This is a genomic window from Variovorax sp. PBL-E5 (assembly GCF_901827185.1).
Taxonomy (GTDB): domain Bacteria; phylum Pseudomonadota; class Gammaproteobacteria; order Burkholderiales; family Burkholderiaceae_C; genus Variovorax.
The window spans coordinates 4,088,262-4,107,197 of record NZ_LR594671.1; the positions used below are offsets into that span (position 1 = coordinate 4,088,262).

The 18,936-nt window shown below is 62.8% G+C and carries 21 protein-coding genes; 3 read left to right on the top strand and 18 right to left on the bottom strand.

The window, feature by feature from the left end; genetic code table 11:
• From lepA to WDLP6_RS19990, 14 genes are all read right to left on the bottom strand, one after another.
• The gene (gene lepA, locus WDLP6_RS19925; protein ID WP_162593749.1) at positions 1-1,812 is read right to left on the bottom strand and encodes a translation elongation factor 4; all 1,812 of its coding nucleotides are present in this window, start codon (positions 1,810-1,812) and stop codon (positions 1-3) included.
• A 522-nt stretch (positions 1,813-2,334) separates the two neighbouring features.
• Positions 2,335-3,813, bottom strand: a complete 1,479-nt coding sequence (locus WDLP6_RS19930) for a DegQ family serine endoprotease (protein ID WP_162593750.1) — start codon at positions 3,811-3,813, stop codon at positions 2,335-2,337.
• Between the two features lie 81 nt (positions 3,814-3,894).
• Positions 3,895-4,953: a MucB/RseB C-terminal domain-containing protein gene (locus WDLP6_RS19935; RefSeq protein ID WP_162593751.1), complete on the bottom strand. Its 1,059-nt coding sequence runs from the start codon at positions 4,951-4,953 to the stop codon at positions 3,895-3,897.
• A 22-nt stretch (positions 4,954-4,975) separates the two neighbouring features.
• Positions 4,976-5,614 (bottom strand): sigma-E factor negative regulatory protein, encoded by a 639-nt coding sequence (locus WDLP6_RS19940; protein ID WP_162595170.1) that lies wholly within the window; start codon positions 5,612-5,614, stop codon positions 4,976-4,978.
• Positions 5,615-5,627: 13 nt separating this feature from the next.
• Entirely contained in the window at positions 5,628-6,302 is a 675-nt protein-coding gene (rpoE, locus tag WDLP6_RS19945) for an RNA polymerase sigma factor RpoE (protein ID WP_162593752.1), read from the bottom strand.
• A complete protein-coding gene (locus tag WDLP6_RS19950; RefSeq protein WP_232077145.1) occupies positions 6,299-6,766 on the bottom strand; it encodes a hypothetical protein in 468 nt (155 codons plus the stop codon). Before WDLP6_RS19950 ends, rpoE begins: the two co-directional genes overlap by 4 nt.
• A gap of 31 nt (positions 6,767-6,797) precedes the next feature.
• Positions 6,798-8,042: a beta-ketoacyl-ACP synthase II gene (fabF, locus tag WDLP6_RS19955; protein ID WP_162593754.1), complete on the bottom strand. Its 1,245-nt coding sequence runs from the start codon at positions 8,040-8,042 to the stop codon at positions 6,798-6,800.
• Positions 8,043-8,135: 93 nt separating this feature from the next.
• Positions 8,136-8,375, bottom strand: coding sequence for an acyl carrier protein (gene acpP / locus WDLP6_RS19960; protein WP_007830471.1), 240 nt, complete (start codon positions 8,373-8,375; stop codon positions 8,136-8,138).
• A 102-nt stretch (positions 8,376-8,477) separates the two neighbouring features.
• Positions 8,478-9,221 carry a 3-oxoacyl-ACP reductase FabG gene (fabG, locus tag WDLP6_RS19965; protein WP_162593755.1) on the bottom strand — a complete coding sequence of 248 codons (744 nt, stop codon included), beginning with the start codon at positions 9,219-9,221 and terminating at the stop codon, positions 8,478-8,480.
• A 25-nt stretch (positions 9,222-9,246) separates the two neighbouring features.
• On the bottom strand, positions 9,247-10,200 hold the full coding sequence (gene fabD, locus WDLP6_RS19970; protein WP_162593756.1) for an ACP S-malonyltransferase: 954 nt from the start codon (positions 10,198-10,200) through the stop codon (positions 9,247-9,249).
• Positions 10,201-10,249: 49 nt separating this feature from the next.
• Complete coding sequence (locus WDLP6_RS19975; RefSeq protein WP_162593757.1) at positions 10,250-11,227, bottom strand: beta-ketoacyl-ACP synthase III; 978 nt, start codon at positions 11,225-11,227, stop codon at positions 10,250-10,252.
• A complete protein-coding gene (plsX, locus tag WDLP6_RS19980) occupies positions 11,227-12,279 on the bottom strand; it encodes a phosphate acyltransferase PlsX (RefSeq protein WP_162593758.1) in 1,053 nt (350 codons plus the stop codon). Before plsX ends, WDLP6_RS19975 begins: the two co-directional genes overlap by 1 nt.
• A gap of 96 nt (positions 12,280-12,375) precedes the next feature.
• Positions 12,376-12,558 carry a 50S ribosomal protein L32 gene (gene rpmF / locus WDLP6_RS19985; protein ID WP_162593759.1) on the bottom strand — a complete coding sequence of 61 codons (183 nt, stop codon included), beginning with the start codon at positions 12,556-12,558 and terminating at the stop codon, positions 12,376-12,378.
• 138 nt (positions 12,559-12,696) lie between these two features.
• Positions 12,697-13,278 (bottom strand): YceD family protein, encoded by a 582-nt coding sequence (locus WDLP6_RS19990; RefSeq protein ID WP_332105589.1) that lies wholly within the window; start codon positions 13,276-13,278, stop codon positions 12,697-12,699.
• Between the two features lie 5 nt (positions 13,279-13,283).
• Here WDLP6_RS19990 and WDLP6_RS19995 point away from each other — a divergent pair, with 5 nt between their 5' ends.
• From WDLP6_RS19995 to WDLP6_RS20005, 3 genes are read left to right on the top strand one after another with little or no spacing between them, the layout of a single operon-like run.
• Positions 13,284-13,865, top strand: coding sequence for a Maf family protein (locus tag WDLP6_RS19995; protein WP_162593761.1), 582 nt, complete (start codon positions 13,284-13,286; stop codon positions 13,863-13,865).
• Entirely contained in the window at positions 13,862-14,620 is a 759-nt protein-coding gene (locus tag WDLP6_RS20000) for an SAM-dependent methyltransferase (protein WP_162593762.1), read from the top strand. The genes WDLP6_RS19995 and WDLP6_RS20000 overlap by 4 nt, the downstream gene beginning before the upstream one ends.
• A gap of 17 nt (positions 14,621-14,637) precedes the next feature.
• Complete coding sequence (locus WDLP6_RS20005) at positions 14,638-15,771, top strand: MFS transporter (protein ID WP_162593763.1); 1,134 nt, start codon at positions 14,638-14,640, stop codon at positions 15,769-15,771.
• Between the two features lies 1 nt (position 15,772).
• Here WDLP6_RS20005 and WDLP6_RS20010 read toward each other — a convergent pair whose 3' ends face one another.
• Genes WDLP6_RS20010 through WDLP6_RS20025 form a run of 4 tightly spaced genes read right to left on the bottom strand, consistent with a single transcriptional unit; the run spans position 15,773 to position 18,908 of the window.
• Complete coding sequence (locus WDLP6_RS20010; protein WP_162568880.1) at positions 15,773-16,816, bottom strand: S49 family peptidase; 1,044 nt, start codon at positions 16,814-16,816, stop codon at positions 15,773-15,775.
• Between the two features lies 1 nt (position 16,817).
• On the bottom strand, positions 16,818-17,183 hold the full coding sequence (locus WDLP6_RS20015) for a Rieske (2Fe-2S) protein (protein ID WP_162568881.1): 366 nt from the start codon (positions 17,181-17,183) through the stop codon (positions 16,818-16,820).
• Positions 17,184-17,193: 10 nt separating this feature from the next.
• The gene (locus WDLP6_RS20020; protein WP_162593764.1) at positions 17,194-17,862 is read right to left on the bottom strand and encodes an HAD-IIIA family hydrolase; all 669 of its coding nucleotides are present in this window, start codon (positions 17,860-17,862) and stop codon (positions 17,194-17,196) included.
• On the bottom strand, positions 17,859-18,908 hold the full coding sequence (locus WDLP6_RS20025) for an RluA family pseudouridine synthase (RefSeq protein ID WP_162593765.1): 1,050 nt from the start codon (positions 18,906-18,908) through the stop codon (positions 17,859-17,861). The genes WDLP6_RS20020 and WDLP6_RS20025 overlap by 4 nt, the downstream gene beginning before the upstream one ends.
• Positions 18,909-18,936: the final 28 nt, after the last annotated feature.

Genomic DNA, 18,936 nt, shown 5'->3' on the forward strand with positions numbered 1-18,936 from the left:
TTAGTCTTCGACTTGCAGGATGGCGAGAAAGGCCTCTTGCGGGACCTCGACCGTGCCGATCTGCTTCATTCGTTTTTTGCCCGCCTTCTGCTTCTCGAGCAACTTCTTCTTGCGAGTGATGTCGCCGCCGTAGCACTTGGCGAGCACGTTCTTGCGGAGGGCTTTGATTGTCTCACGCGCGATGATGTTGACGCCGATCGCGGCCTGGATCGCGACGTCGTACATCTGGCGGCTGATGATCTCGCGCATCTTGGAGACGACCGCCCGGCCGCGGTACTGGCTCTGGCTGCGGTGAACGATGATCGACAGCGCGTCGACCTTGTCGCCGTTGAGCAGGATGTCGACCTTGACGACGTCCGACGCGCGGTATTCCTTGAACTCGTAGTCCATCGACGCATAGCCGCGAGAGACCGATTTCAGCTTGTCGAAGAAGTCCAGCACGATCTCGCCGAGCGGCATCTCGTAGGTCAGCATGACCTGTCGGCCGTGGTAGGCCATGTTCATCTGCACGCCGCGCTTCTGATTGGCAAGCGTCATCACGGCGCCGACGTATTCCTGCGGCATGTAGAGATGAACCGTGACGATGGGCTCGCGGATCTCCGACATCCTGCCGATGTCGGGCATCTTCGACGGGTTCTCCACCATCACCACTTCGCCGTCGTTCTTCATGACCTGGTAGACGACGCTGGGCGCGGTCGTGATCAGGTCCTGATCGAACTCGCGCTCCAGCCGCTCCTGCACGATTTCCATGTGCAGCAAGCCGAGGAAACCGCAGCGGAATCCGAAGCCCAGCGCCTGGGACACTTCCGGTTCATAGTGCAGCGACGAATCGTTGAGCTTGAGTTTTTCCAGCGCGTCGCGCAGCGAGTCGTACTCGCTGGCCTCGGTCGGATAGAGGCCGGCGAAGACCTGCGGCTGGATTTCCTTGAAGCCAGGCAAGGCTTGCGTCGCCGTGGCGGCTGCGCCACCCGTGCCGGGCTTGATCAGCGTGACGGTGTCGCCCACCTTCGCGGCCTGCAGTTCCTTGATGCCCGCGATGATGAAGCCCACTTCACCCGCTTCGAGCGATGGACGAGGCTCCGTCGCCGGGGTGAAGACGCCGAGGTTGTCCGCGTTGTAGGTCGCACCCGATGCCATCAGCTTGATGCGCTCGCCCTTTGCGAGGCGGCCATCGACCACGCGCACCAGCATCACGACGCCCACGTAGGCATCGAACCAGCTGTCGACGATCATGGCCCGCAAGGCGGCGTTGGGATCGCCTCGGGGCGCGGGCACCTTGCTGACGATGGCTTCGAGGATCTCGTCGATGCCCATGCCGGTCTTGGCCGAGCAGGGAATCGCATCGGTCGCATCGATGCCGATCACGTCCTCGATCTCGGACTTCGCATTGTCGGGATCGGCTTGCGGCAGATCCATCTTGTTGAGCACCGGCACGACCTCGACGCCGAGATCGAGCGCGGTGTAGCAGTTGGCAACCGTCTGCGCTTCGACACCCTGGCTGGCATCGACGACGAGCAACGCGCCTTCGCACGCGGACAGCGAGCGGCTCACTTCGTAAGAGAAGTCGACATGCCCCGGCGTATCGATCAGATTGAGGTTATAGACCTGTCCATCGCGCGCCGTGTAGTGCAGTGCAGCGGTCTGCGCCTTGATGGTTATCCCACGCTCTTTCTCGATGTCCATCGAGTCGAGAACCTGTGCTTCCATATCGCGGTCGGCAAGTCCGCCGCAACGCTGTATCAAGCGGTCCGCGAGCGTCGATTTGCCATGATCGATGTGCGCGATGATCGAAAAGTTTCTGATGTGATTCATCAACGAGAACGCTTAAGTACTTGAATTGGTTCGTGCGCGGAAAGCGACAGGCAAGAAAAAAGGGCGCGTCCCCGAGAGACGCGCCCTGAACCAACAAGCAATGGCAACTGCAGTAGTTGGAACTTCATTGTAGGCAAAAAGGGGGGCGCGTACAGCCGGGCCGAAGCCCCGGAACCGTCGTTGCAGGTCAGCAACATGGAGGTTATGAACAGCTTATCAACACGATCGGTGGACCGTTTCCTTAACAACTTGTGGGCGATCTGTGGAGCGCCGGTGGACGGGTGCCTCACATCTCGCATGGTGAAGAGAGGGCCCTTGCTTATGCGCACTCCGGCGAGGCGACGGAGCCTATTCTACTGAAATTCATCGTTAGCTCGGCAACAAGTTAGTGAATACAAACAAATATAGATCTTCCGATGCGCCAAGAATTTTTTATTTCCGTGCTCGCCGTCGTCGCAAAGCTACCAAAAAAGGGCCCCAAACCCGACTGCAGGGTGGGGCCACTTGACGCTGAGCGCCGGATCAGCGTGAAGGCCGGATCAGTGCGTATTGGGCCCAGTCACCTCGCCTGAAAAGCACGCTGATCGGCTTGGCCTTGTCAGCCTTCGCCAGCACCGACTCGAATTCCTTGACGCTGGAAATCTCGACGTTGCTGATCGCAAGCACGATGTCACCCTCGCGCAAGCCAGCCCTGGCGGCGGCTTCGGCGGCCGCGTCGACCCTGACGCCGTTCTTGAGCTTGAGCTCCTTTTTCTGCGCCTCCGTGAGATCGCTGAGTGCGAGTCCCAGCGACTTGGCGGCGGCGGACGCGGGCGACTTGGTGGGTGACTCATCCCGCTCCGACGCACGCTTGGCAGGCTTGTCGGGCTCGATCTCCGCCACCGTCACGGACAGATCGCGCGTGCTGCCGCGGCGAAACACCGTGACGGAACTCTTGGTGCCCGGCTTCGTGTTGCCCACGAGGCGCGGGAGGTCGCTGGGTTTTTCGATGGTCTTGCCGTCGAACTTGGTGATGATGTCGCCCGGCTCGATTCCGCCCTTGTCGCCCGGCGATCCGGCTTCGACGCCGCGCACCAGAGCGCCCTGGGCCTTGCCCAGGCCGATGGACTCGGCAACGTCCTTCGTGACCTGGTCGATCTGCACACCGATGCGCCCACGCGAAACCCGGCCGGTGGCACGCAGCTGATCGCTGACGCGGATGGCTTCGTCGATCGGGATCGAGAACGAAATGCCCATGAATCCGCCCGAGCGCGAGTAAATCTGGCTGTTGATGCCCACCACCTCGCCCCGCATGTTGATCAGCGGGCCGCCGGAATTTCCGGGGTTGATGGCAACGTCGGTCTGTATGAACGGCAGGTAGTCGCCCGTGTCGCGCTGCTTGGCGCTCACGATGCCTGCTGTCACGGTATTTTCGAGGCCGAACGGCGACCCGATGGCCATCACCCATTCGCCCACGCGCAGCTTGGATACGTCGCCCACCTTGACCGCCGGCAGCCCCGTCGCATCGATCTTCACGACAGCCACATCGGTCCGCTTGTCGACGCCAATCAACTTCGCCTTGAATTCGCGCTTGTCGGTCAGCGTGACGAGCACCTCCGACGCATCTTCCACCACATGTGCGTTGGTCATCACAAAGCCGTCGGACGTGAGGATGAAGCCGGAACCCACGCCTCGCGGGCGCTCTTCCTCCTGCGGCGCTTGCGGCCGGTTCGAGCGCGGTCCCTGGCGCGGCGTCCCGGGCATCGGTTGGCCGAAGAAACGGCGGAAGAACTCCTGCATTTCCTCGTCCATTTCGCCATTGCCCTGCGACGTCACCTTTTCGACGGTTCGGATATTGACCACCGCCGGTCCAACTTGATCGACGAGATCGGTAAAGTCGGGAAGGGTCCGCACCTGCGCATGGGCCGGCATGGCCGGCAGGAAAGCGGCGGCGGAAGCAAGGGCAAGCGCGCCCGCCATCAGGTATGAACGGATTTTGTTCCCCTCGATCTTGAACATCATCGGTTTCTTTCGTATGAGAGAGCTAAGACAACAACAATACCTTCAACGGCTCGCCGAAGTTTTCAGGCGTCCGGAGAGCGATCAGTGCGTGTGGACAAGACTGTGGGCAAATGCGTCGAGCGTCTGTGGCGGCACTTCGCCGACCGCCGTCAGCCACCAATCGCCATCCTTGCCGGTCAGTCGGCGCGTCAGCGTGTAGGTGGCGCCCAGCGCAAGAACAACTTCCCGAGGCTGACGCTGCGCATCGTAAGGCTCGACGAACAGCGAAACCGATGCAAGGCCGTCCGAAAAAGTCCATTGCATCGTGTGGCCCTGCGGACCATCACCCATCGGACGCCGGTAACAGCTGATCGGCCTGAAGCCGGCGATCGGCGTCTTGAGCGACCAGCCTTCTTTCGACGCCGTGGTGCGCTCGAGCTCGGACTTCTCGATCCGGTAGCCCGCGGTGCTGCTCATCATCTGTGCGAGCGCATGCGCCTTGACCGGTGCATCGAGTTGAAGCTCAGAAAATGCGGACTGCTCGATCACCCGGTTCTCGTTGTCGATGGTCTGAAGCTTGACCACCAGGCCCGTGCGCCGTTCGCTCCAGACGCGGTAGCCGAAGCGCAGGCCGTCGCTCGGCTCGAGTTGGACCACGTCCGCATCGAACCCGGCAACCCGGTCCTTGCCGAGCACGCGCGCGTTGTAGAAATCGTCAATGGAAGAATCAGGACTGCCGAGGAGATTGGGAAACAGTTCGAGATTTTCCCGTTTCTCGCTCTTAACGATCTTGGCCTCGGGCAAGAAGGTCATGACCTGATCGTTGCGGCGGAAGGTCGAGCGCGGCGGCCCCGAAAGAGCCTCGATGCGCTCCATCTGGAGATCGCCTTCGCACACGTGCCAGATACGGGCGCTCGACAGGTTGCCCACCGCCGCGGAAACCACGAAGGTGCCCGCATAGCTGCGCTGTCGTGAGGCGGCATGCATGCGCTGCAGCCATTCGACCGCCCCGAGCTTTGGCATCTCCCCGCCTGAGGCGTTGGCCCAGCTTTTTGGAGGCGGCACGGGCGCGCGACCTTGTGCCACCGCGGCCTGCCCGGCGCACAAGGCAGCCATCAGAACCACGGCCCCGCGCGCGGAAGTCGACATTGGAACAATCATCTCGACAGTTGCAGGCGCGCGTTCAGCGCGAGGGGCCTTCGAAGGTGGCATTGCGCAGAAAGCCGGAAGGCATTTGCGCGCCGCCGACCTGCCGGTGCGCTTCGAGCAACTGATCCAGACGAGGATCGCGCAGCATGACCTGCGGGCCGCCGCTTCCGACAACCACCCGCGTCGGCGTGAACGAGGACATGGCCTGCTGAGGCGAAATCGACGCGGCAAGCACCGAATTCGAGGTCTGTTGCTGCGCCAGTTGTGCATCGCCGGGCTGGGGGGCGGCGCTGCCGCCGACCCAATTCCATCCGATCGCCGCCGCCGCCGCCAACGAGGCCGCCCCCGCAACGAGCTTCCATCGAAAGACCGGCTCATTGGCTGCTTCGAGACGAGGCGTGGCAGCAGGCTGCGGCTCGACGAACAGCGAAACAGGCGCGGCCGGCTCCGCCTCGAGGCGACGCTGCAGCCGGGAAAGGAATTCGGAAGAATCGCTGCAGGCGGTATGAACACCGGAACGCAGCACGTCGCCGACGAGGTGGTACGTGTGCCAGGTCGCGCGCAACTCGCCTTCGCTGCCGACCTTGCCGATCGCCTGCGCGAATTCATCGCCTTGCAAATAGCCATCGACGAGTGCCGACACCTGCTCGCGACCTGTACTTGTGTGGTTCATTTCATTCACCTGCTTACCAACGTTTGCCGGACTGGTTGTCCAGCAATGGCTTGACCTTTGCCGAAATGGCTTCACGCGCCCGGAAAATCCGCGACCGCACCGTGCCGATCGGGCAGTTCATCACTTCGGCGATCTCTTCATAACTCATCCCTTCGATCTCGCGCAGCGTGACGGCCTGCCGCAATTCGGCGGGCAGCGCCTCCATGGCCGTTTCGACGGCCTCGGCGATCTCGTTGGCAGCCATGACGGATTCGGGCGTCTCGTCGCTGATTGGTTCGTTTCCGGGCCGGTAAGTTTCATCGTCGTCTTCGGAAGACGAGCGCAGGGCGCTTTCGGAGACGGTCGGGTCGCGCTTCATGTCGACCAGGGCTTTCTTGGCCGTATTGACGGCGATGCGGTAGAGCCAGGTGTAGAACTGCGCTTCGCCGCGGAACTGATGCAGCGCCCGGTAGGCCCGGATGAAGGTTTCCTGCGCAATGTCCTCGACCAGATTCACGTCCCGCACCATCCGGCCGATCAGCCGCTCGATGCGCCGCTGGTACTTGATCACCAGCAGTTCGAATGCCTTCTGGTCGCCGGCGACCGTTCGCTGCACGAGTTGAAAGTCGACTTCGCCAGGCCTCGGCTCTGCGGCGGGCGCGCCGGTCAAACCGGCGTCCGGTGGCACGGGCGGCAAGGAAGCGGTCATGAGAGGGGGTGATGTCCGCTGGCGGACGCTGCGCGCCCGGAGCCGGCGGCCGATCCCGCTGACGGAGCGCGCGAATATACCGCACGGCGCAGATCTCGCCAGCGTTCCGGCTTTGCATGTCGGTCGAGCCAGATCCAGCGCTGCGTGCGACCGGACTCGATCACGCGCACCAGCAGCAAGGATTGCAAGTCGAGCGCCACATGCGCTGCCGCGGCCCGCAGCACCGTGCTGCCTGAAAGCGACCAATGCTGGCCGTCGAAACTCAGTTCGGCGGGCGCGGCACGGCGGCTGAAATCTCGCCAGGCCAGCGCGCTGGCAAGGGCGACGCCCAGGGTCAACGACGCCTGCCGCCAACCGAAGGCCTCGAATCGAATGCTCACGAAAACGGATGAACCGACGCCGAAGATCCAAATGATCAGGACCAGCAGATCCGCATTGCGCGAGCGCCCCACCGGATAACTCACCGACGGGGCGCCGTGCATAGGTCGGAGGAAATCAAACGCGCTTGAACACCAGCGAGCCGTTGGTGCCGCCGAAGCCGAAATTGTTCTTGAGCGCGACGTCGATCCTGAGATCGCGCGCCTCGTTGGCGCAATAGTCGAGATCGCACTCCGGATCCTGATTGAAGATGTTGATCGTGGGGGGGCTCTTCTGCTCATGCACCGCCAGCACGGTAAACACGGACTCGATGCCGCCGGCACCGCCCAGCAGGTGACCCGTCATCGATTTCGTCGAATTCACGACCAATTTGCGGGCATGGTCGCCAAAGGCATTCTTGATCGCGTTGGTTTCATTGACGTCGCCGATCTGCGTCGAGGTGCCGTGCGCATTCAGATACTGAATCTGATCAGTGTTGACGCCCGCGTTGTTCAAGGCCATCACCATGGACCGACGCGGCCCGTCGACGTCAGGAGCGGTCATATGAAACGCATCGGCGCTCAGGCCGAAACCCGACACCTCGGCGTAGATCTTGGCTCCGCGTGCCTTCGCGTGCTCGTATTCCTCGAGTACCAGCACGCCAGCGCCTTCTCCGAGAACAAAGCCATCGCGATCGCAATCCCAGGGACGGGAGGCGGTGGCCGGATCGTCATTGCGCGTCGACAGCGCACGCGCCGCGGCGAATCCGCCGATGCCGAGCGGCGATACCGTGGATTCCGAACCACCGGCGATCATCACATCCGCATCGCCATATTCGATCATGCGCGCGGAGACGCCGATCGCGTGCAGGCCGGTGGTGCATGCGGTGACGATCGCAATGTTCGGGCCCTTGAACCCGTATTTGATCGACACGTGGCCCGAGATCATGTTGATGATCGACGCCGGCACGAAGAACGGCGATACGCGGCGCGGCCCGCGATTGACCAGTTCGCCATGGGTTGCCTCGATCAGAGGCAGTCCCCCGATTCCGGAACCAATATTGCAGCCGATGCGTACCGCCTCCTCGTGAGGCAGCGCGTCGCCGGTCGGCAAGCCGCTGTCCTGCACTGCCTGTATCGCAGCCGCGAGCCCCAGATGGATGAAGCGATCCATATGGCGCGCTTCCTTCTCGGGTATGTACTTCGTGATGTCGAAGCCCTTGACCTCGCCCGCGAATTTGCAGGCGAAGGCACTCACATCGAACTTGGTGATCGTGTCGATGCCCGACTTCCCGGCCAACAGGTTGGCCCAGGATTCGGCGACGGTATTTCCGACAGGAGAGAGGCAACCGAGCCCGGTCACGACGACGCGGCGTTTGGTCATGCCGGCAAACCTTTCTGGAAGCGCCGAGGCTGTCGTGCGACGCATGCGGACATCAACGCCGCAGGCCGGAACGAGCGTTCAGCGAGGCCGATTTCAGGCCTTTTGATTCTTGGTGGCGTAGTCGACGGCATTCTGGACCGTCGTGATCTTCTCGGCATCTTCGTCGGGGATCTCGATGCCGAACTCGTCTTCGAGCGCCATCACGAGTTCGACCGTGTCGAGCGAGTCTGCGCCAAGGTCGGCGACGAAAGCCTTTTCGTTGGTGACCTGGGACTCTTCAACGCCGAGCTGCTCGGCAATGATTTTCTTGACACGTGCTTCGATATCGCTCATTTGGTTCCCTCTGAGGGTTGTAGGTAATCGGGGATTTTAGCCGGCCGCATTGTGGCATTTGCCACGCGGCCGTTCGAGAAAAGTGGGTGGCCCCGCGGGCGCTCACATGTGCATGCCGCCGTTGACGTGCAACTCCTGCCCCGTGACGTAAGCCGCCTGGGGTGAAGCCAGATACGCGACCGCATGCGCAATATCGGCTGGTTTGCCGAGATGGCCTAGCGGAATCGCCGAAAGCAGCGCCTGCTGCTGCGCTTCGGGCAGGCTGGCCGTCATGTCGGTCTCGATGAAGCCGGGCGCCACGCAATTGACCGTGATATTGCGACTGCCGAGCTCGCGCGCCAAGGCACGCGTCATTCCAGCAACACCGGCTTTGGCGGCCGCATAGTTGGCCTGGCCAGCGTTGCCCGCCGCGCCCACGACGCTGGTGATATTGACGATACGGCCATAGCGCTGCTTCATCATGGGGCGAATCACCGCACGGGACACGCGGAAAACGGCCTTGAGGTTGGTGTCGAGCACAGCATCCCAGTCGTCGTCCTTCAATCGCATGGCGAGGGTGTCGCGGGTGATGCCGGCGTTGTTGACCAGCACATGAATGGCACCGTAAGCCTTGACGATTTCATCGACCAGCGTTTCGACCGCCTTCACGTCGTTGACGTTAAGCGCCCGCCCTCGGCCGTCATGGGCACTCAGAGCGGACGTGATCTTGGCAGCCCCTTCGTCTGTGGTCCCGGTTCCGATGACCTTGAGACCACGCTGTGCCAGCTCGAGCGCAATCGCCGCGCCGATGCCGCGCGACGCGCCAGTAACCAGTGCGATCTGGCCTTCGAATCTTGGTGTACTCATAGAAGAAAATCCGGAATCTCGGCTTTCAGCCACCGAGCAGTTGCCTGGTTTCGGCGAGCGTCGCCGGGTCATACATCGATACAGCGGCAAGTTCCGGCGCGATGCGCTTGGCCATCCCCGCCAGAACCCTGCCCGGACCACATTCGACAATGGCGTCGACGCCCCTGTTTTTCAACGCCTGAACGCTTTCCACCCATCGCACCGGCCCGGCCGCTTGCCGGACCAATGCCGCCCGAATGCGATCGGAGTCGACTTCGATGCTGACATCGATGTTGTTGACAACGGGAATCTGCGGCGTGGCCAGGCTGATCGACGCCAGCCGCTCGCGCAACGCCTCGGCAGCCGGCTTCATCAGGCTCGAATGGAAAGGCGCGGATACCGGAAGCAGCAGCGCGCGCTTGGCGCCGTTGCCCTTGAGGATCTCGCAGGCCTTGTCGACGGCCGCCTTGCTGCCTGCGATCACGGTCTGCACCGGATCATTGAAATTCACCGCCTCGACGATTTCAGCGCTACCGGGGCCGAATGTGGCCGTCGCTTCGGCGCAACCTTCCTTCACCTTCTCAGCATCCATGCCAAGGATCGCCGCCATCGCGCCAACGCCGACGGGCACGGCATGCTGCATGGCCTGTGCCCGGAAACGCACCAAAGGCGCGGCCTGCACCAAGGTCAAGACTTCGGATGCCACCAATGCGGAATATTCGCCCAGCGAGTGGCCCGCCACGACCGACGGCTTGGCGCCGCCTTCTGCGAGCCATGCCCGCCATGCCGCGATGCTCGCGACCAACATGACGGGCTGCGTGTTGGTGGTCAAGGCAAGCGCTTCTTTCGGGCCTTCGTGGATGAGCCGTGCGACATCTTCGCCCAGCGCATCGGATGCCTCGTGCAGCGTTTCAGCGACCGCGGGATGATCGCCCCAGGCGTCCAGCATCCCCACAGCTTGAGAGCCCTGTCCCGGAAAGACAAAAGCAAAGGACTTCATTCTTGGTATCTCCGATCGCGTCACAGCCTTTCCCAAGGCAGCGCCCGCGCTACAAGTCCAGCAGTATTGCACCCCAGGTGAAGCCGCCACCCACGCCTTCGAGCATGACGGTATCACCCTTTTTGACCTTGCCTGAACGCACGGCCTCGTCCAGGGCCAGCGGAACGGAAGCCGCAGAAGTGTTGCCGTGCTCGCCGACCGTCACGATCAGCTTTTCGAGCGGCACTTTCAGCTTTCTTGCAGTTCCCTCCATGATGCGGATGTTGGCTTGATGAGGAATCAGCCAATCGATATCCGCCTCCGTCTTGCCCGCCTTCTGCAATGTGTTGCGTGCGGCATCCTCCAGCACGCGAACGGCCAGTTTGAAAACAGCCTGTCCGTCCATGTGAAGCAGTGGCGTCCCGAGCACGTTGCCGCCGGACACATGACCAGGGACGCACAGGATGCCCACGTGCTTGCCATCGGCGTGCAAGTCACTCGCAAGGATGCCCGGCTCTTCGCTGGCCTCGAGCACTACGGCGCCGGCGCCGTCGCCGAACAGAACGCAAGTCGTGCGATCGTTGAAGTCAAGAATGCGCGAAAACACTTCTGCACCGACGACCAAGGCGCATTTGGCGGTGCCGGTGCGAACCATTGCGTCGGCGACCGTGAGCGCATACACGAAGCCGCTGCAAACCGCCTGGACGTCGAATGCCGGACATCCGGCAATGCCGAGCTTGTTCTGAAGGATCGCCGCCGAGGAAGGGAACACCATGTCGGGCGTCGAAGTGGCAACGATGATCAGATCGATGTCGGCGGCAGTGCGGCCGGCTGCCTCGATGGCATGCCTGGCGGCTTCCAGTGCCAGATCACTGCTCGTGACCTCAGGCGCTGCGAAATGTCGAGCGCGAATGCCAGTGCGCTCGATGATCCATTGGTCGGAGGTCTCGATGCCGCGTGCAGCGAGTTCGAGCGCGAGATCATCGTTGGTCACCCGGCGTGGGGGCAGATAGCTGCCAGTGCCGGTAATGCGGGAAAAAGCGGTCATCAAGCGTGGAGTGCCGCCGCGTCGGCCGGCACCGCCGATTTCTGCCGGGCAAGCAATGGCGCGGCGTGGGCGATGCGGGCCCGCACGCGATCGAGCAGGTTGTTGCGAGCGGCATCATAAGCGCGATCCAGCGCATGGCCGAAGGCCACTTCGTCCGCGGACCCATGGCTCTTGAACACCAGCCCCCGCAGCCCGAGCAAGGCTGCGCCGTTGTAGCGACGGTGGTCGAGTCGACGCTTAAGCGCCTTTAGAACAGGATAGGAGACGATGGCAGCAAATTTACTGAAAAAGCCGTTCGAATACTCAATCCTGAGAAAGTCCACGATCATGGAGGCGACACCTTCGGTTGCCTTCAATGTCACGTTGCCGACAAAACCGTCACACACCACGATGTCGGTCGTGCCCTTGAAAATATCGTTGCCCTCGACGTTTCCATAAAAATTCAGATCCTGAGAACTCGCGGCCTTTTGAAGCAGTTGACTGGCTCTTTTGATCGCTTCACTGCCCTTTATCGCTTCTTCGCCCACATTCAGCAATCCCACGCTGGGCGATTCGTTGCCTGTGAGTGCGGATACGAGAGCCGATCCCAGCACGGCAAACTGCAGCAGATCCTCGGCATCGCAATCCACATTGGCACCAAGGTCGAGCACTGTGGTGGCTCCGCCCTTGCTGTTGGGAAGTTGAGGAGCGATGGCGGGTCTGTCGATGCCATCGAGGGTTTTCAGAAGATAGCGGGCAATAGCCATCAAAGCGCCAGTGTTGCCAGCAGATATTGCTGCCTGTGCAGCACCGTCCTTGACCTGCTGGATTGCCACACGCATCGAGGAGTCTTTTTTCTTGCGCAGAGCAACCTCGATAGGGTCATCCATGCCAACCACTTCGCTGGCACCAATCACCGTGGCGCGCGGATGAGAGAAGTCTGCGAGCGCTGCGGGCGCTCCGACCAGGAGCAGCGAGGCCTCGGCATGCCGCTCAAGAAATGCCCTGCAGGCCGCGAGCGTGACGCGCGGCCCGTGATCGCCGCCCATGCAATCAACTGCAAGGGTGATCACAGGGCGCCCCGTAGGGGCTTCGGAAGAAGTGACCATCAAAACAAAGGCCCGACGCTACAAAGAAAGTAGCCTCGGGCCTTGGCCTTGAAATAGGAATCAGGCTTCGGACTTGGTCTTGAGGACCTTGCGACCGCGATAGAAACCGTTCGGGCTGATGTGGTGGCGCAGGTGGATTTCACCCGTGGTCGGTTCGACCGCGATACCAGGCACGCCCAAGGCGTTGTGCGAACGGTGCATGCCGCGCTTGGACGGCGACTTCTTGTTTTGCTGGACGGCCATACTGGCTCCTGAAGAAATGCGGATGGATTGGTGGGCATGCGAGGCGACAGCAACGATAAAACGTCCACAGCGGCGCGCGCGAAGCCCATGATTATAGCCCAAGCCGCGCAAGTGGCGCCACGCACTCGCGTCTGCGCTTCATTCCGGCTTTCGGGGGCGAAGGGTGCCCAGAACAGCAAAGGGATTGGGGCGCGCACCCTCTTCGCCATTGAAATCGGGATCCTCGGCAGAAAATCGAATCAGCTCTGGGCACACCTCATGCCGCGGCGTGATAGGGATTTCCATCAGCAACTCGTCCTCGACCAGCGCGCGCAAGTCGAAGTCGCGGCTCGACACCAGGACATCTTCCTCCGACGCTTCATCCTCTGCCGCCGCAATGGCCTCGTCCCCGGCGAAACGGAACCAGCGGTCGATCTGCAGGTCCACGTCGACCGGACCGAGGCAGCGCTGGCAAATCAAAGGAACGCGAGCCCCCGCCGACAAATGCAACCAGGGAACCGTCCCCCCGGCAGAGCCGCCTCGGCAAGCCCCTGTGGCTTTCCAATGGACTGTCGATCCAGGAGCCGGGGCGGCCAGTTCCGCTTGCAGGCGCGGGTAGCTTGCGAGCGGCTCCTCTCCCGAAACAGTGGCCGCGGTCTCGGCAAAAGCATCTACGTCGAGTCGGCTGGGGTGAAATTCTCTCGTCATCGGGCTCAGTCTAAACCGCTCGCGCACAATCATGGCCCATGCAACGTGCCGTCATTCTTGCCTCGACCTCGCGCTACCGTCGCGAACTTCTTGCGCGGCTGCGCCTGCCTTTCGACGTGCAGGCACCCGAAGTCGACGAAACGGCGCTGGCTGGCGAGACGCCGCGTGCGCTCGCGGAGCGTCTCGCACTGGAAAAGGCAAACGCTGTCGCCACCCACTTTCCCGAGGCCGTCGTGATCGGCTCCGACCAGGTGGCCGATCTTGCAGGTGAAGCGCTCGGCAAGCCCGGGGATCACGCGCGTGCAACAACTCAACTGCAACGCATGAGCGGTCAGACCCTGGTCTTTCAGACAGCGGTTGCGGTAGTCTGCGGGGCAACAGGCTTCACGCAGCGCGACCTGGCCTCCGTGCGTGTCACATTCCGCGACCTCAGCGAGGCAGCGATCGAAACCTATCTTCGTGCGGAGCAGCCCTACGATTGCGCCGGAAGTGCCAAGAGTGAAGGCCTCGGCATTGCCCTGCTCAACACCATCGAAAGCGACGATCCGACAGCCTTGGTCGGCCTGCCTTTGATTCGCACCGCCAGGATGTTGCGCGCTGCGGGAATCGCGCTGCTGTGAGCCGCGGAAAACTCTATCTGGTGCCAGCGCCACTGGACTTCGGCTGCGATACGCAGGCGCCGCTCCAGGAGGTGCTGCCGCTCGGCACCCTGCTAACTGCCGCCGGCATCACCCATTGGATCTGCGAGAACGCCAAATCGGCCCGCGCCTACCTGAGGCGCATCGATGCCGTCGCCCCGCTTGCTGCGCCGTTGCAGGCTCAGCACATCCAAGAGCTTCCTCGCGAGGTTCACAAGAAGGGCGACCATGCCGGCCAGTTCGACGCCCGCCCCTTGCTCGCGGCCGCACTCGAAGGCCATGACATCGGACTGCTCAGCGAGGCGGGCATGCCGGCCGTTGCCGATCCGGGGTCTTCGGTGGCGAGGGCGGCGCACGACCTGGGCATCCAGGTGGTTCCGCTCGTCGGACCCACATCGCTCCTGCTCGCACTCGCAGCGAGCGGACTCAACGGCCAGAACTTCGCGTTCGTGGGCTATCTTCCGCAGGACGCCGCTGCACGCGTGCAGCGTATCCGGGAACTCGAAGTGCTCGCGCTCAAGACCGGCCAGACACAACTTTTCATTGAAACACCGTACCGCAACGCCGCGTTGCTGTACGCGCTGATCCAGACCTTGCAGCACGACACAAGGCTCGCGGTGGCCCGCGGACTGACGCTCGCCGATGCGAGCCTGCGCAGCGAAACCGTGAAAGCATGGCGCGCCCGCCCGTCGGCTGCCGACGAGCGAGCACCGGCGATCTTTGCCATCGGACGCTAGCGTTGTCGAACCCATTGATGATCGTTGCCCGCACGCGCTGGGCTTCACGCGCACAGTTTTTCGGTTCGGGGTTCATCTTCGCGACGTGGGGGGTTCACATTCCGACCGTCAAGGCCCACTACGGTGTCGATGAAGCCGCACTCGGCCTCGCCATGCTGGCCGCAGGGATCGGGGCGCTTCTGGGTCTGACGCAAGCAAGCCGTTGGATCGGCCGCCAGGGCGCACGGAACACTGCTCGATTCTGCGGGGCGGTCTACGCACTTCTTTTGGCCGGCTTGCTGGTCATGCCAGGCTATGCCGCGCTGCTGGGATTGCTCGCCGTGTTCGGCATCGTCACGAGCGTTTTCGACGTGGCGATCAACACCGAGGCAGCGCAGCTCGAACTTCGAGGCGGCAAACCCTTGATGAGCGGCATGCACGGGATGTTCAGCCTGGGGGGCATGGCGGGCGCCGTGACCGGCGGCGCAGCGCTCGCAACGGGCATGCCGCCGCAGCATCATCTGACACTGGTTGCCGTGGCAATGGCTCTCGTCATCGCCCTTTCCGCCAGAGGCATGCTGCCCAAGGCAGCGACTGCTTTCGCCAGCACGGAGAGCGGCTTCCGGCTCCCTCGCGGCGCGCTCATCGTGCTTGGGCTATTGGCGGCACTGGGGCTGATCGCCGAGGGCGCGATCTACGATTGGAGCGTGCTCTATCTGAAGCAGGAGCTCGGCAGTCCTCAGCACCAGGCCGCACTGGCCTACGCAAGCTTCTCGGCGGCCATGGCAGCGGCTCGCTTCAGCGGCGATGCGATGCGGGCCCGCGTGACGCCCTCGGCCCTGCTGCGCGCAAGCGCCTTGCTGGCGGCCGCGTCAATGACACTGGTATTGATCAGCCATGCACCCTGGCTGGCCCTGATCGGATTTGCAGGCGTGGGCGTCGGCTTTGCCAATGTGGTGCCGATCTTGTTCGCTGCATCGGCGCGCGTGCCGGGCGTCGAGCCCGCGCGCGGCATCGCGGCGGTTTCGGCGGCAGCTTACCTGGGTTTCATGGCCGGGCCGCCGGTGATCGGCTTTCTGGCCCAAGTGAGCACGCTGACCGCTGCGCTCTATGTCGTGGTGGCCTTTGCCGCTGCGCTCGCTGCATCGGCCCGATACGCAAGTCCCGACTGACTCAGTGCAATGCCGGTGCCAAGCGCATCGCCCGCACCGAAGCATCGCCCATCGCCGCGCCGAATTTCTTGGCCAGCTTCTCGGCCACATTGTCCCGCCGCGTGTAGTCGATCACGTCCTCGGCCTTGATCACCTCGCGTGCAACGAAGTCGACGTTCCCGAGTTGGTCGGCCAAGCCCAGGTCCACCGCTTCCTGCCCACTCCAGAACAGGCCGCTGAAGAGACCGGGCGTATTGACTTTCAATCGATCGCCACGGCCCTTCTTGACCACGTCGATGAACTGCGCATGAATCTGGTCGAGCATCTGCTGCGCATGCGCACGCTGGGCATCGTTCATCGGACTGAAAGGATCCAGGAAGCCCTTGTTTTCACCGGAGGTCAACAACCTGCGCTCCACGCCGAGCTTGTCCATGAGGCCCGTGAAGCCGAAGCCATCCATGAGGACGCCAATGCTTCCGACGATGCTGGCCTTATCGACGTAGATCTTGTCGGTCGCCGCGGCGATGTAGTACGCCGCCGATGCGCAGCTTTCCTCCACCACAGCGTAGATGGGCTTGTTGTACTTGGCGCGCAGACGCTTGATCTCGTCGTTGATGATGCCCGCCTGCACTGGGCTTCCGCCCGGCGAGTTGATCAGCAGGATGATGCCTTTGGCACCGTCGTCTTCGAAAGCGGTCTTCATGGCTGCGACCACGAATTCCGCACTGGCATCGGCGCCGGCGGCAATCTCGCCCTTGATCTCGACCACGGCAGTGTGCGGCGTGGCCTTGGTGCTGGTCGGCGCGGCGCGCGACATGGCGAACCAAACCAGGAAGACGAAGAAGGCAAGCCAGCTGAGGCGAACGAAGGTCTTCCAGCGGCGAGTGGCTTTCTGTTCCCGCAACGAAGCAAAAGCCAATTTCTCCAGCGTCGCGCGCTCCCAGCCGGATTGCTGCGTCGGATCGTTTCTGGACATGTTTCTTGTGCCACCTTGAACAGGAGAATTGGGCGCTGTGCGCTCGAAAGGCTCGAAACCTTCAGGTTCCGTGCGGTTGGAATCGGTCATGTCAGAACGCCAGGGGTTGGAGGTTCCAGGCAGTATGCCAGTGCACCACACCGTCCCGTTCGCTGAGCTCGATCTTCACGAGACCGCCTCGGCAGGGGCCTCCGACGCACGCGCCAGTGTCCGGCTTGTAGACCGCACCGTGCGTGGCGCAAAGCAGCCATTGGCCGCTGTCGTCGAAGAAGCGATCGGGCTGAAAATCCAGTTCCATGGCGACGTGGCTGCAGCGGTTCAGATAGGCGTGCGGCAGACCTTCGTAGCGAACGGCAAAGGCACGACAGGTTTCGCCGCCGTGGACCACATCGAAGGGAACGGCACGCCCACCCTCGACCAGATCGGCGGCGTTACACAAGGGAATGCTTTCGCTCATCGGCGAATTTTCAGGCGTTCTCGAGAAGCCATTGCTTGAGATCGGAAACCGAATGCGCCACGTGAAGAGGCGCCAGCGTGTCGAAACTGTCCGGCTCGTGCGCACCGTAGCTCACGCCCACGCTCGCGCAACCCGCGTTGACCGCGAGTTGGAGATCGTGCGTGGTGTCGCCGATCATCAAGGTTCGATCGGCCGGCACCTCGAGCTCTTCCATCAATTCCAGCAGCATGCGCGGGTGCGGCTTGCCGAAGGTCTCGTCGGCCGTGCGTGATGCATCGAAGCGATCCCGCAACGCCACGGTCGTGAGCGCTTCATTCAGGCCGCGCCGCGATTTCCCGGTGGCCACGGCCAGCTTGTGGCCACGGTCGCGAAGCGCGTCCAGCATCGGCAGAACGCCGTCGAACAGCACCAGATCATCCTTGTGCTGCAGATAGTGGTAGCGGTAGCGTGCCCCCAGCTCGGGGTACTTTTCCTTCGGCACGTCGGGCGCGGCACGGGCAAGTGCCTCGGCCAGGCCGAGACCGATCACCCATGCGGCATCGTTCTCGCTCGGCTTGGCGCCTCCGACGTCGATCACGGCCGCCTGGATGCAGCGCACGATGAGGCGGGTCGAGTCGTACAGGGTGCCGTCCCAATCGAAGGCGATCAGGTCGAAGCGGCGAAGGCTGGCATCAGTCATGCGGAATCAGTCGAAAGGTAGGTGGCAAGTGCATCTTGTACTTCCTGCGGCGTCAATGCCTTCAGCTCCGGTGGCAAGGCGGCCTGAAGCGACAGGCGCGCGCTTGTCGCAGGATGTGTGAACTGCAGGCGCCAGGCATGCAGGAACATGCGCTTGAGGCCGAGCTTCTGGAGCGCGCGATTGCGCTCGAAATCACCGTACTTGTCATCGCCGGCGATCGGATGTCCGGCCGATGCAAGGTGGACCCGGATCTGATGGGTGCGACCGGTCTTGATGGTCACCGCCAGCAGCGAGCATTCGCCAGCTTCGGAGCCCAGCGTCAACCCCGCGATGACCTTCACGAGCGTCACCGCACGCATCGCATCGGGATGATCCTTGGCGACGACCTTCACCCGCCGCTCGCCGGCCTCGGGGGCTCCGTTCGGGCCCGGCAGCAGGTATTTGGCGAGCGGGGCATCGAGCACCTTCCTGTTCGCGGGCCAGCGCCCTTCGACCAGCGCCAGGTAGGTCTTGCCGGTCTCGCGCTCGCGAAACTGTTCCTGCAGCGCAGTCAATGCACTGCGCTTCTTGGCGACCAACAGGATGCCCGAAGTCTCGCGGTCGAGCCGATGGACCAGTTCCAGGAAACGCGCGGCTGGACGGGCGGCGCGCAATTGCTCGATCACCCCGGAGCTCACGCCGCTGCCCCCGTGCACCGCGACGCCGGCCGGCTTGTCGATCGCGAGCACTGCTTCGTCCTCCAGCAGCACCGGGAATTCGCGAGCAGGCGCCAGCGGCTGGCCTCCCGCCTGCGCCGGTGCCGATGTCCGCACCGGCGGCAGCCGCAATACGTCGCCGGGCGTGAGGCGTGTCTCCGCCTGCGCGCGCCCCTTGTTGATGCGCACCTCTCCCGACCGGATGATCCGGTAGACATGGGTCTTGGGCACGCCTTTCAGCTGTTTAAACAGGAAGTTATCGAGCCTCTGACCCGCGGATTCCCCATCCACCGTCAGGAAGCGAACTTCTGCTGCCGCGGGACTTGGCTTCGCACCTATAATGTTTTTCACCAGCGCGGTCTTGTAAGTGCTTGATTAA

What these genes read in the sequence shown, in the direction of transcription:
- rpoE (WP_162593752.1), bottom strand. Translation starts at nt 6,302, where the DNA reads ATGACCGCTTCCTTGCCGCCCGTGCCACCGGACGCCGGTTTGACCGGC.
- WDLP6_RS20005 (WP_162593763.1), top strand. Translation starts at nt 14,638, where the DNA reads ATGATCGTTGCCCGCACGCGCTGGGCTTCACGCGCACAGTTTTTCGGT.
- fabD (WP_162593756.1), bottom strand. Translation starts at nt 10,200, where the DNA reads ATGAAGTCCTTTGCTTTTGTCTTTCCGGGACAGGGCTCTCAAGCTGTG.
- rpmF (WP_162593759.1), bottom strand. Translation starts at nt 12,558, where the DNA reads ATGGCCGTCCAGCAAAACAAGAAGTCGCCGTCCAAGCGCGGCATGCAC.
- WDLP6_RS19995 (WP_162593761.1), top strand. Translation starts at nt 13,284, where the DNA reads ATGCAACGTGCCGTCATTCTTGCCTCGACCTCGCGCTACCGTCGCGAA.
- WDLP6_RS20020 (WP_162593764.1), bottom strand. Translation starts at nt 17,862, where the DNA reads ATGACTGATGCCAGCCTTCGCCGCTTCGACCTGATCGCCTTCGATTGG.
- WDLP6_RS19975 (WP_162593757.1), bottom strand. Translation starts at nt 11,227, where the DNA reads ATGACCGCTTTTTCCCGCATTACCGGCACTGGCAGCTATCTGCCCCCA.
- lepA (WP_162593749.1), bottom strand. Translation starts at nt 1,812, where the DNA reads ATGAATCACATCAGAAACTTTTCGATCATCGCGCACATCGATCATGGC.
- fabG (WP_162593755.1), bottom strand. Translation starts at nt 9,221, where the DNA reads ATGAGTACACCAAGATTCGAAGGCCAGATCGCACTGGTTACTGGCGCG.
- WDLP6_RS19940 (WP_162595170.1), bottom strand. Translation starts at nt 5,614, where the DNA reads ATGAACCACACAAGTACAGGTCGCGAGCAGGTGTCGGCACTCGTCGAT.
- WDLP6_RS19990 (WP_332105589.1), bottom strand. Translation starts at nt 13,278, where the DNA reads ATGATTGTGCGCGAGCGGTTTAGACTGAGCCCGATGACGAGAGAATTT.
- WDLP6_RS20010 (WP_162568880.1), bottom strand. Translation starts at nt 16,816, where the DNA reads ATGACCGATTCCAACCGCACGGAACCTGAAGGTTTCGAGCCTTTCGAG.
- WDLP6_RS19935 (WP_162593751.1), bottom strand. Translation starts at nt 4,953, where the DNA reads ATGATTGTTCCAATGTCGACTTCCGCGCGCGGGGCCGTGGTTCTGATG.
- acpP (WP_007830471.1), bottom strand. Translation starts at nt 8,375, where the DNA reads ATGAGCGATATCGAAGCACGTGTCAAGAAAATCATTGCCGAGCAGCTC.
- WDLP6_RS19930 (WP_162593750.1), bottom strand. Translation starts at nt 3,813, where the DNA reads ATGATGTTCAAGATCGAGGGGAACAAAATCCGTTCATACCTGATGGCG.
- WDLP6_RS20015 (WP_162568881.1), bottom strand. Translation starts at nt 17,183, where the DNA reads ATGAGCGAAAGCATTCCCTTGTGTAACGCCGCCGATCTGGTCGAGGGT.
- fabF (WP_162593754.1), bottom strand. Translation starts at nt 8,042, where the DNA reads ATGACCAAACGCCGCGTCGTCGTGACCGGGCTCGGTTGCCTCTCTCCT.